Origin of the sequence: Pseudoalteromonas phenolica (assembly GCF_005886345.1) — a bacterium.
Classification (GTDB): Bacteria; Pseudomonadota; Gammaproteobacteria; order Enterobacterales; family Alteromonadaceae; genus Pseudoalteromonas; species Pseudoalteromonas phenolica_A.
Genome location: NZ_PNEC01000018.1, coordinates 11,946 through 24,135, shown reverse-complemented (window position 1 = coordinate 24,135; position 12,190 = coordinate 11,946). Strand labels below are relative to the sequence as shown.

Genomic DNA, 12,190 nt, shown 5'->3' with positions numbered 1-12,190 from the left:
TGCTACTCCTTTGCTGCTAGGAAGGTTTGTAACAACATAAGTGCTGCCACACTACGCGCTTCAGTGAAGTCTTCTTGCTCAAGCAACGACTGCCATTCCTCTAATGGCCATTTTACAACCACCAGCGGTTCAGGCTCATCACCCTCTAAGCTTTCTGAGTAAAGGTTTTGCGCAACCAAAATGTGCATACGCGCATTAAAATAGCTCGGTGCCAGTGATAGTGTTTTTAACTCATCAAACTGCTCTGCGCCCATACCCACTTCTTCTTTTAGCTCGCGGTTGCCAGCTTGCTTCGCGGTTTCACCAGGGTCAATTAAGCCTTTAGGAAAACCGAGTTGATAGTTATGCGTACCCGCACAATATTCTCTGACTAATAGAAGCTCATTGTCAGCAGTGATTGGCACCACCATCACAGCACCTCGGCCACCGCCTCGAATTCGTTCATATTGACGCTGCTCGCCGTTCGAAAAGGTCAAATCTAAGGCTTCAACTGTAAAAAGTTTACTTTTGGCCACTACATCGCAGTGGATAATTTCGGGTGGGTTTGGATGCTTTTTCTGTGACATAGGCGTTTATTTGCTAATATGGCAGTTAACTTAATCATAAAGCCTTTAACGACAAATGCCTATGTTAAATTGGTCAAAAATCGATACCGTTTTGTTAGATATGGACGGTACTCTGCTCGATCTGCATTTTGATAACCATTTTTGGTTAAATGTGATCCCCGAACAGCTCGCAAGAAAACACAATATCAGTGTCGCAGAAGCTTTTGCTGATATAGAAAAACGCTACCAAGCTGTAGAAGGAAAAATACAGTGGTACTGCTTAGATTATTGGCAAAAAGAACTCGACCTCCCCATTATGGAGCTGAAACGAGAGATACAGCACCTGATCACTGTGCGTGACGATGTACCTGAGTTTTTAAAGGCGTTAAAAGCTGCAGGAAAAGAGTTAATTCTACTCACCAATGCACACCCTGATAGCTTGAGCTTAAAGGTCGAACGCACGCAGTTTGACCAATACCTAGATAAGCTGATTTCAACCCATGAGTATGGTGTAAGTAAAGAAAGTCAAAGCTTATGGCAACAAGTTCAAGTTGATTTGGGGTTTGATAAAAGTAGAACCTTATTTGTCGATGACAGTTTAAGCGTACTAGCTTCAGCTAAACAATTTGGCATTGAACATTTATTGGCGATTGCTAACCCAGATAGCAAACAGCCAGTGAAAGACATCACTGGCTATTTATCAATTACTGACTATGGCACTTTATTACCGATAACTTAGAACAAATATTATGCAGGGTAACGCGCTTCTAACCCTGCATAAACTTGCTTAGCAAAATCGGCATGCTCAGTGTCTAGACTCTTCACAACTTCAACTAGATGCTCATTGTCTTCTTGACCATTCCACACCTTGATATAAGAGCCGTCTTTATAACCGTGATCTTGGCGGAAGAAGTTCAGGGTATTCTTGCCCACATAACCACGATATAAATCATCAATACTCATACCGATTTGCTGCATGCAGCCAGCAAATGCTTGCGCGTTAAAAGACTTATCAGCCACCGCACTTGCAGCTAGCTGTTCAAGTGTTTGTTTAAAGTCTTCAGAAAGTTGCGGCTCGCTTAATTCTTTTTCCAGTTCAGTTGCTAACTGCTCATAGCTTTTAACGCCATCAATACGAAGCGATAGGCCAAAGTGGAAAATATCCACGAGCTCTAAAATCACTTGCTCAGTATCTGGAGTTTGCTTTTTCCACCACTTCCAACCGTAGTGGTCTAACATTTCAGCACACTCAACCCAAATAGCGCGATACCATTCAAACCCTTGGTTAAACCATTGCTCATGAACCTTAGTGTTCATGGCGTTTTGCATTTCTAGCATAACGACTAGCTTTGTTGTGTTCGCAGACATGGTGCACTTCCTAATTTCGTTTTTATTGTCGGTTATGATACCCAATTTCTTGGGCTTTTATCTATATTACAAGGTGAATAAGGTCATCGATTCTCAAGTCGATTGTAATCAAACAAACCGTATTCGATTCCTTTATATTGCTTAGCCACCTCATGCAACAGGTCACTATAGTGCCAAAATTGCGGATGACTTCGACGTATCGCAAATTGCAGCTTTAAAGCTCGATAGTCTTCTTCATTTTTCATATTATGCATATTTTCGACAAAGCTGTGCACATGCTCCTCATTCGGCAAATACCATATAGCTGCAGGATAATCGCCAATAAACCCAGGCACTATGGTAACCGTGTCTTCATCATATGCTCGCTGACCTTGCTCATTCAATAAACTTGAAATATTGTAGTGAGCGTTATGACGAATAAGCGTATACGCTTTATGCTGCTCGCCGTGTTTGACCAAAATAAATGAAACTTGAGGCAACACATTAACCGCTTTGCTTGGTAAAGAGCTTAATGACAATAACGGCTTTGGTACAAGTTGGTACGCATGCCTCTCACTTAATACTGGCTGCAAATGCTGTTTAAACTTGCTATACAACTCTGCTTGCGGATCGTCTGTTTTGAATTGGATCCCCGTAGGGGCTGCCAGAATTGTCTTTCGATTAATAAATTCGCTCAAGCTTAAATGTGACTGACGATACCAATAGTTTTTTACAGCCTGTCTTTTAGGTTGCGGCAATAAATTGATGAAGTTCTGCTCCCCCTCAAGACGTAAAAAATCCATATACAAACGAGTTATTAACTGGTGACCAATATTGCCATAGACATCAAATCCCGCCACCAGCAAGTAATGGATCCGCTCGAATAAAGCATAATCTAATAACCACATGGTTTTCGGCGACTGTCCGACAAACCCTTTCACCACTGTTGCACTGTCGAAATGGCGAAACACAGTGAGTGCCGCATTACGGTTATGCCCCTCACCTTGCCATATTAAATCTGTCTTTAATTTATTACCGTCGGCAAACACTTTATTCGCCAGCTGAGTTTTAGCATTTAAATATTCATGTTGGCGTTTGGCATATTTTGCCCAACTAGAGAGTGGTAAAGCATTGCTTTGCTCTGCAGCAGGGAGTGCCAAATCATCTTCATGGTTTAACAACAATTCGCTGATCTGAGGTGAGCTGTTTTTATCAGGATCGACAAAGGCGACCCAAAAGTGATCATTAATGACATTTAATGCAATTTGACCCCGACAAACCGGCCCTTTAATAAAGCCACTGATGATCAAATGCGCTTCGTCTAACATAAATTGATATTTAGACTTAACTGGCAGTTCGGCAAAGCTCTTAAATGGATTTGAAGCCACTTCAGGCTCGTAACTAGGCAACTGAGTAACTTGGTAATTTTCTTCTATAAACTGAGCCGTGACACGCTCAAGCTTGTTTTGATTGAGTGCCAAAGGCATGTGGGTTTTAGAAAGCAAAGTACCTCTTTGATGTTGAAGACGATAAAACACACGTTCAACTTTTGGATCATCAAAAGGTCGGCGCGTAGCAATAATATCTATCGCCTCTCCCGGAGGAGTTTTAGAGCGTACTAACTTAAAGAAACTAGGTGAATCTGATTTATTAGCTTCATTAAAGTAAATATTCGCCAGATACCAATGCTCGTATATATAACGCGCTGACAAACGCGCTTTGAGGTTATCTTGGTTTAGAAAAGCTTCCCAGATTTCGACTTGTGCAAGCTCAGTTAAGGTCGGCGGCGCAATCTGGGCCATTTTAGCACCGCTCTTTAACCAATCGTGTAATACAGCAAATTCACTTTGCTCTAACGCTGGCAAACCATAGGGCATACCTGCATGAGGCTGGTTTTGCGCATAATTGTCAAACTCTTCAATGCTCGGGCAAGAGGCCGTTCTGTCTAGACTAAAATCAAATTCATCACCTAGCACTTGCTGTGCGGGTAATTCAGTATTTTGTTTTAATAATAATGAACGATACATCACAGAGGCTGCTAAGTTTGCATCAGCACTTTGCTGATGTTCGTTAAGCACCGCAGTAAAGCCTTTATCGCGCCATTGTTGTGTAGATGTGGCATCTATCAATAAGCGTGACGGTGTTTGCGCCAATAAACGAGTACCATCATACACGGGCTCCTTACTCAAGCCGCGGTCTATGCCTTCAGGAGAAGAGAGCTTTAGCTGGCAGGGTGCATCGTAACAACCGTGGCACACCACACAGCGCTGCTCAATAATCGGCTTTACGTCATTGAGGTATTGCGTCGCATGAGGTGTATTTGCAACGACCTCACGTTGTTGTGGTTGTGCTGGCCCAAACAGGGTTTCATAGTGATTGGCAGCCAGTGCAACACAACCACTTAGAAATAGTAAGCAAGTAAGCACAGCGCCTTTTTTAAAAGGCATTATGCCTCCTCTTCTTCGTCGCCTAGATCAAATGTTGGCATCATTTCTACGGGGGGAGAAATAAAAACTTGCTCACCACTACTTACCACGGCACTTAGTACTGGACCTCGGTTCAGTAATAGCTGCGCTTGATGTGCTTCACTGATCACAGGTTTGAATTGAGAGTTATCTGCAAATAACTGGTAAGTTTCTAAATTTATACTGATACTTTGATTTTCTGCCGGGTTTTGGCACAGGTTAGCCAGTAAGGTTTCGTCTAAGATCACACTGAGTGTTAAATCAGAGGCTTCAAGGTCGCGCTGTTCGATATGCTCATCAAGTAAAAAAAGCGGCAGTGTGAGTGGTGTGTTTTGTTCTAATTCCATGATAATTGTTCAGGATAAGTGATCATTGCCACAAGTTTAGCAAACCTAACCTGAACACGCGACGAACAGAAAGCATTGCCTGCCATCTGTTCATCTTTTATATGCTTCGTTTTACCAAGATAAAATGTCACCGTTTGAGTGCCAGAAACTACCTGTATTGTCTAAGTTCAGTTCTTCGATGCGTTGCATTAATCGCTCTGCAGCAACTTGAGGTGAGATGTCACCGGCAAAATTTACCATCTGAGTTTGCACAAAACCCGGATGCAATAGGGCAACGGCTACACCTTTAGGTTTTAGTTCATGCGATAAACTGACACCAGCTGCATTGAGTGCCGCCTTTGACATTCTGTAACCTATATAAGCACCTGAGCCATTATCAGCGATTGAGCCCATACGGCTGGTGATCATCGCCACTTTACTGCCATTGCTTAAGTTAGTTTGCAAAGCATGTGTGACTCGCACTGGCGCAACCGCATTGATCTGAAGTTGTGCATTGATGGCCTCAAAGTCCATATTGGCAAGGCTTTCGTTTTCAAAAATACCTGCGTTGTTAATAAGCACATCAATAGACTTACCGCTAAGCGCTGATGCTAATCGAGCAACATCATCACTTTGGCTCACATCAATATCTTCGATGATGTTTAGCGACAAATCTTGTAACTCAACAGATGGTTTTCGCACTACAGCGGTTACTTCATAACCTTGGGCTAAATACTGTTTTGCAAACTCAAGGCCGATACCGCGGTTTGCCCCAGTGATAACCACATGTTTTGTCATTGTATTCTCCTAGTATTTTTAATGCCTACTGAACTTGGGGCAAATACCTTTAATATCAAGCATCCAAATCAATATCGTCATTGCAAGATTGCATAATTGAGAATACTGCACCTTGCGGATCTGTGATAACAGCAAAACGCCCTATATTTGGAATATCGGTGGGTGGCACACAAACTTGCCCGCCTAGAGACGTGGCTTTTTCAGACATCACATCACAATCTGCCACAGCAAAATAAATCATCCAATGAGGAGGAATACCCTCCCACTCTTCGGTCATTTCGAGCATACCTGCAACAGGCCCTTGCTCATTACAAAACAAGGTGTAATCCATGTGCTCCATTTTTTCGATTTGGATCTGCCAACCTAATAGTTCGCTATAAAACTGCCCGATTTTTTCACTGCCTCGACAAGCTAGCTCATGCCAATAAGGCGTATTCTTCTCTAATACTCTCTGTGTGCCAATATGCTCGTTAGCTTGCCAAAATGCCACAAACGCACCGCCTGGATCGCTTATCATCACCATACGGCCGGCACTCATCACATCACAAGGGCCATGAATTACCGTTGCACCTAGCTGCTTTGCTTTATCGGCGGTTTCATCGATATTTTCGACTGCAATATAGCCTAACCAATGACTGGGGATATTCGCCTCTTTTTGCTCAGGCATCATTTGATACATGGCCGCGACATCATCAGCTTGCTTCTTTAGCATAGTGTAATAACAACCTTCACCTATGGGTTGATCGTCAAACTGCCAGTCAAAGAGTTGTGTATAGAACTGTTTTCCGCCCGCCCAATCTGATGAACATAATTCTGCCCAGCAAAAAGCTGAAATTGACGATGAAGTGACTTTGGCCATTAGTATTCCTTTTAATTATAGTTCCCTATTAACTAGCTTAGTTTATGTAAATGAGCAAACTTAAAACAAAAATGCCACTCGATTGAGTGGCATTTGCTCTAACAAAGATTTATATGATCTTTAATAAGTCACTGTATAGCTTAGGCGAACATGGTTTTCTTCTAAGCAGGTATCACCTTGTAAATACTTACACAAGGTCACGCCCTCTTTCGTATTTGAACCAGCAACTAGCTCAATGAAATACATGAAACCATCATCAAGCGTCACTTCAATTACACCATCATTGAAAATAAACGGGTATTGTTGTCCATTTATTGTCAATAAACGATTACCATCAGCATCGGTACTCCATGAATACCAGCTTATATCATTCTCATCTTTCATTGAAAAACTGTTTAAGTGGAAGTCTTCAATTTTAGCAATCTCCATGCTTGGCATTTTTTCTTTTACAAGAATATAGCTTGATGTATAAATTGCACCTTGAGCACCGTCGCCTTTATAAGAATCTCTTAAGAAAAATACTTTACTGCCATCAGTGGTAACTGGCGTGTAGCGTAATTCGTAATAAAGCTGACAATCAACTTGTTCTGGTGTACAAAATCTAAAGTATTCTTGAGTACTTGTATCGTAATACACAGAACGGACAAATTGCCCATCGACAAAGCGGCCTTGAAGTGTAGACGCGACTAGACCAAAACGTACACTAAGATCATCATAAATTTCCATGGCGAACGAGTAATCAGTGTGTTCTGCGCCATCAAAATAACCCCAGCGACCATAATAATCTTGTTCAGTCATAGTGATAGACTGCTTCTTGATCATCAACCCGCCATTGACACTCACAGTATTTGTGCCCTCAGTAACAAACTGAGTATATTGGTAACCTGTGTTGATATCGCGATTTAACTCAACAGCTACTTTGATATCACTGCCAAAATCTAGCTCCAAACTACCATTGCTAACCGCCCAATTAAACTGCTCTACTTCGCTTGAGCCTGCCACCTCAGCCGTACCGGTGAAGTTATCATTCAAAGTCAAATGGCCGGCATAATTGTTGCCATCTTCACCGTCAAAGTTTGATAGAACCCAATCGCCAGTCCAATCCTGTGTACTCGTATCAACCAACATTTCACCGAGTTTTAGTTTGTTCAAACGAGATTCAAAAACCTCTTCAGAAACAAACACACCATCATCTTCTGTATGATAGGTTACTTTTACAGTGGCAAAGTCACCTTCAGATGCAACTTCCCACCCAGCTAAAATTGTTTCTCGTTGAACAGAGTTACCTGACTCATCGCTTGTCATCCATGAGTTCGTCACCGTACGTGTCTGAGGAGTCAGTGTTAGCACATCGCTACTTGTCCAAGTTGCAGCAATCGCTTGAGAACCCTGTTCATACGGCGTCATCAAAACATTGGCAGTACCACCTGCATTAAATTCAAAGTGATACACATCTGAAGTATATAAACTAGTATCAGTTAGATAAAAGCTGTCGATTGCTGGTTGTTCAAAATGCCAGGTTACTTGTGTTCCTTCGGCACAGCTTAAACTAGCCTCATAAATACACACGACAAACTCAGCACCTGTGTTATCTAACATTTCAACAACCATATCTTGGTTGCCGTCATTATAGAATAACTTACCATCAGCGATAGTTAAATCATAACTCAAACCATCAATGGTGATTTGGTTTACAAAAGGGTTGCCCTCTTGTTCATAATCAGTCTCATACTGGATTGCAATAGTAGATAGGTTGCCATATTCGTCCTTGATAAAGAACTCCTCTAAACCCGAGTGGAACATACCAACAGAAAAACTACTGTAACTTGTCTCTGGATAATACTCATAAATAAATAAAGAATCATAGCTGACAGCTAACTCGTTATTTTTCCAATCTCCATCTTCTATTCGACGATGAATGAAATACTTATTACCAACAATAGCAACAAACTTATGAGTCATGCGAAGACCTTTCCAGCAAGTATCAAGGCTAACATCACACCATTTTACTTTTCCGTATCCCTCAGAGAAATAACGTTCTCTGTAAAACACGCCGTCTTCAACACGGCCATCATAACTAGAGTCACCACTTAAACCAAAACGAACATCTAACCCCCATTGTTCGCTCGGAATGACCCATAGATCATATAAATCTTGCTCATTACCGATGAAGCCAAGCCAACGACCAATTACTTGATCTTCAGTTACATTCAAACCTGCTTGCTGTTTGAACATGCGGCCCCATTTTGCTTTGGCTGTTGATGGCTCAACACTCTCGACCTGCGCTACAAACTGATAGCCTGCCTCTAGATTTTTAACAGGCCACAGATAGGTGGTGTCATTGATATCACCCTCACGCTTAATTGCTAAAGCATTGCGCTCAGTATCGAAAGACCAGCTAAAAGTAATATTTTGACCTTGGTTATATTCATCTTCTTCTCGCGTCATCACACCGCTCGCAGACAGGCTGAAAGTTTCCACTAAGTCAATATCTTGGGCTAGCGCATTGTCATTGAAATCAAACACCCAAGTACCAATAAGTTCAGACTCACTCGGTAATGAAACAGTCTGCTTATGAACTAGGTTTTGCGCTAAGGTATTTTGATAAGCCAACGAAGAATCTTCTACACCATCAACATATACGCGTGCAGAATAGTTTAGGCTCGCATCAATTAAATCACTCGTATCAGATATGATGGATACATACACAACCTCTGTAGAGGTTTCTAAAGACTCGTAAACAGGATTACCCATGTCGTCGTAGACATAATCGCCATTTTCATCGCTCTTGTGGCGCTGAGATTGAGAAATAATCAATGGCTCAGATAAAACATACTCGGTTTCAAACTCATTTAATGGGTTTACCGATGCGATAGCAACACGATTCACCATGCTTACAAAGCCCGTATCACCCGCTTCATTTAATTCAAAATGATAGGCTGGGCGAGTAGCGAACTCATCTGAGTAAACTACAAAACTACTATTCAGTACATTTTTAAACTGAACGTTTAGCTCACACGCCATCGTCGGGTTATTAATGGCGAAAATGCCACCTTCTAATAGCTCACCTTCTTCACAACCTGAAATTGAATCAATCATATAACCCAATTCAAGAGTAATCATAAACTCTACATAGCTACCCGCTGGTGCCCAAATATCAGAAGGCGTTACAGAGCCACCTATTGACGCTGTTGCAGTAAAGTTTAAGTAAGGCTCAAACGTGGCCGTAACCTTACAGCTTTCTGTTGCTGATGGGATTACGAAGATATCGCCGTTTAAGTAACCGTTACACCCTTCAACATTTGCAATGCCATAATTTGGTGCTGGATTCGCAAATAACTCCACATAGCTACCAAAGGGCACTGTAGTGCTCTCAGGTGTCAAATTACCACCTTCATTTGATTCGACTGTAATAGTGACTTGTGGCACATCAAAGTGCAGTGTTAGCTTGTTTGACTCATCACATTGTGCGTTTTCATCACGCATACAAACAACCCACCCAGAAACACCATACTCAATTAGCTCTAGGACTTTATTACCTTCAGCTGTGCTGTATTTCAGCATGCCGTCAACTAATGTCACCTCGTAGCTTTCGTCACCGAAGTAAATGAAGCTTGGATACCAATTTGGTCTGAAGTATTCAATTCGAACTGGGGTCCAATTTCCTTTTTCGCTCTCTTCAATGAAGAACTCCATGTTTGTTCTCAGCATTGATGCTTGCAGTTTTGTTTGTGCAATCTCAGCGCTGTATTGATAAACGAACGCACTGCTGTCTGAAAAAGTGATTTCACCTAGGTTATTGAAACGAATATATTCTCTTTCTAGTGCAATGTAGCCGTTTTCAATGGCGAGAACTTCATGTCTCACATCTTCATAAAGGTAGCAGTTTGATTCAGTCACATCACACTTGCTCACAACGGTGTAGTCATTCTGGATGAAGCGTTGGCGGTGCATCACATTGCCATCTAAGAACCAAGCATGCTCTAGGTCATATGCGTCAAGGTATAGCTCACCTGACTCAAATAAGTCCATGGTGTATAGGTCTTGTTGCAGGCCGATAAAGCCTGTCCAGCGACCAATTAAATCGCTTTCTGATACTTGCAGGTTAGTATCAATTTTAAGTAGTACACCGTATTCTGTGTCTGACCAACGCGGGTCAGAGGTGTCTTTTAGAACAAACTGATAGCCACTTGCCAGTGACTTAGTGAACCAAAATGATGCTTCACCTTCTTCGATAGAGCCATCTTCTTTGGTATCTTTGTAGTTTACGACTAGTACATTGTCAGCAAGACGCCATGATAGCTCTTCGTTGTTATCACCTTCTTCTAGTGATTCAAGTTTACCGCCTGCAGAGAAACGTAACTTTTCAGCTGGCTCATCTCCATTGCTGTTATCACGGTCAATGAGCTCTAACACCCAATCACCGAGTAAATCTGCTTCTGATAACGTGATGGTTTTTGCTTTATCTAATAGGTTTGATGTGGCTTTGTACTCAGTATTTTCTACCGTGCCGTCTTCATACGTTGATGTTCTTGCTTCAACAATATCAACTGTTCTGAATACGTCATTTTCACCTAACACGTTAAGGGCTAGGCTTGTGGCTGTGATTGTCACTGCCCCTTTATCGGCTGAATTTCCTTTAAATAAGGTTAAAGGCTCAGTCGGTGTAATGGTTAATACATTACCTTCATATTGCCACTGTGCTGCTTGGGTATCATACGCCGTAATTTGTGCTGCGCCATTGTCATTGATGTCAATGTGATACGCTGGGGCATCATAGTATTTGACTGATTGAAGAATATAACTGCCTGTCAGTTCACCTTTGGCGCCATCAACAAGGTCAGTGTCTTTTTTAATTTCTTCTTTGGTTTCTTCTAAAAGCGTTGGGTTGGTCTCATTGACCTGCTCGGTAAATTCATTCGCCGTCTGCTCGTCATCAATCAGGTCTAAGGTTGACTCTACGCCTTCTGGCAGCTCAAAGTCATCATTGTCGACCACGATTTTAATTAGCGTCGCTAACTCAATCTTTTCATTCGCATCGACATTAAGTAGTGCAGCTGAAAGCTCTTCATCATTGGTGAAACTGGTGTTGTTTCGAGTTAAAAGCGCGTATTCAGCGGTCGTCACGTTGGTAACGTTAACTGCAAAGTTTTCTTCTTTACTTAAAATACCATCATCACCCGCTTGCTCAACCAGTTTAGCTACTGAGTTAAGCTGAGAGACAAATGTCACTTTTTCTTGTGCGCCCACCCCTTTTGCAGAGATTCTTACAAGCGCATCAACTTCGCTTTCATCTACGACTAAAGTCGCTGAGTAGCCACCGTTTGCATCTGCGGTTACTTGCTCAGACGCCTGTGCGGCTGATACATCAACAATGGCATTGGCGATTGGTTTATCGGTCACAATACCGGTAATTGTGACACTTGATACTTTTCTTTTAACTGTAACAGTAACAGACTCAGAAGCACTGGCCCCTTTGTCATCTTCAACTGTCATAGTGAACGTAATACTTTTATCTTCAGAGATATCCGGGACTGTGATTTCAGTCGTTGCAGCTGTTTTATTACTAAATGCAATCTCTAAATCTGAATCATGTGACCAAGTATAACTGGCAATTGAGCCATCGCTATCAGACGCATTGGCAATCAGTTCAAATGCTTTTTGTTCTTTGGCTTCTGCCACACCTTGTATGTTTACAGTAGGTGCTTTATTTTCAGCTGGCTGAGGGGTTGGGCTAGGTTGTTCCGAAGGAGAGTCCTCTCCGCCACCACATGCTGTTAACATTAATGACATTAACAACGCTGCGATTGGCCCCTTTCTGAGACGGTGATTTAACAAAGTATTTCCTCC

General features: G+C 42.0%; 8 protein-coding genes. 1 reads left to right on the top strand and 7 read right to left on the bottom strand.

From position 1 onward, the window contains the following. Positions 1-2: 2 nt before the first annotated feature. Entirely contained in the window at positions 3-566 is a 564-nt protein-coding gene (nudE, locus tag CWB72_RS09515; protein WP_138569165.1) for an ADP compounds hydrolase NudE, read from the bottom strand. 61 nt (positions 567-627) lie between these two features. On the opposite strand from nudE, the gene yrfG reads away from it, so the two are divergent. Next, the gene (yrfG, locus tag CWB72_RS09510) at positions 628-1,284 is read left to right on the top strand and encodes a GMP/IMP nucleotidase (RefSeq protein WP_138630923.1); all 657 of its coding nucleotides are present in this window, start codon (positions 628-630) and stop codon (positions 1,282-1,284) included. Between the two features lie 8 nt (positions 1,285-1,292). On the opposite strand, the gene CWB72_RS09505 is transcribed toward yrfG, so the two are convergent. The 6 genes from CWB72_RS09505 to CWB72_RS09480 all read right to left on the bottom strand — a co-directional run bounded on the left by CWB72_RS09505 (position 1,293) and on the right by CWB72_RS09480 (position 12,133). Next, on the bottom strand, positions 1,293-1,913 hold the full coding sequence (locus tag CWB72_RS09505) for a dUTP diphosphatase (protein WP_138569167.1): 621 nt from the start codon (positions 1,911-1,913) through the stop codon (positions 1,293-1,295). A gap of 83 nt (positions 1,914-1,996) precedes the next feature. Further along, positions 1,997-4,339, bottom strand: coding sequence for a fatty acid cis/trans isomerase (locus CWB72_RS09500; protein WP_138630921.1), 2,343 nt, complete (start codon positions 4,337-4,339; stop codon positions 1,997-1,999). Next, complete coding sequence (locus CWB72_RS09495) at positions 4,339-4,704, bottom strand: hypothetical protein (RefSeq protein ID WP_138630919.1); 366 nt, start codon at positions 4,702-4,704, stop codon at positions 4,339-4,341. Before CWB72_RS09495 ends, CWB72_RS09500 begins: the two co-directional genes overlap by 1 nt. A 111-nt stretch (positions 4,705-4,815) precedes the next feature. Next, positions 4,816-5,481: an SDR family oxidoreductase gene (locus tag CWB72_RS09490; RefSeq protein ID WP_138630917.1), complete on the bottom strand. Its 666-nt coding sequence runs from the start codon at positions 5,479-5,481 to the stop codon at positions 4,816-4,818. Between the two features lie 55 nt (positions 5,482-5,536). Beyond that, complete coding sequence (locus CWB72_RS09485; RefSeq protein WP_138630915.1) at positions 5,537-6,340, bottom strand: VOC family protein; 804 nt, start codon at positions 6,338-6,340, stop codon at positions 5,537-5,539. A gap of 120 nt (positions 6,341-6,460) precedes the next feature. Then, positions 6,461-12,133 carry a PKD domain-containing protein gene (locus tag CWB72_RS09480; RefSeq protein WP_138630913.1) on the bottom strand — a complete coding sequence of 1,891 codons (5,673 nt, stop codon included), beginning with the start codon at positions 12,131-12,133 and terminating at the stop codon, positions 6,461-6,463. Positions 12,134-12,190 lie beyond the last annotated feature (57 nt).

What these genes read in the sequence shown, in the direction of transcription:
- nudE (WP_138569165.1), bottom strand. Translation starts at nt 566, where the DNA reads ATGTCACAGAAAAAGCATCCAAACCCACCCGAAATTATCCACTGCGAT.
- yrfG (WP_138630923.1), top strand. Translation starts at nt 628, where the DNA reads ATGTTAAATTGGTCAAAAATCGATACCGTTTTGTTAGATATGGACGGT.
- CWB72_RS09505 (WP_138569167.1), bottom strand. Translation starts at nt 1,913, where the DNA reads ATGTCTGCGAACACAACAAAGCTAGTCGTTATGCTAGAAATGCAAAAC.
- CWB72_RS09500 (WP_138630921.1), bottom strand. Translation starts at nt 4,339, where the DNA reads ATGCCTTTTAAAAAAGGCGCTGTGCTTACTTGCTTACTATTTCTAAGT.
- CWB72_RS09495 (WP_138630919.1), bottom strand. Translation starts at nt 4,704, where the DNA reads ATGGAATTAGAACAAAACACACCACTCACACTGCCGCTTTTTTTACTT.
- CWB72_RS09490 (WP_138630917.1), bottom strand. Translation starts at nt 5,481, where the DNA reads ATGACAAAACATGTGGTTATCACTGGGGCAAACCGCGGTATCGGCCTT.
- CWB72_RS09485 (WP_138630915.1), bottom strand. Translation starts at nt 6,340, where the DNA reads ATGGCCAAAGTCACTTCATCGTCAATTTCAGCTTTTTGCTGGGCAGAA.
- CWB72_RS09480 (WP_138630913.1), bottom strand. Translation starts at nt 12,133, where the DNA reads ATGTCATTAATGTTAACAGCATGTGGTGGCGGAGAGGACTCTCCTTCG.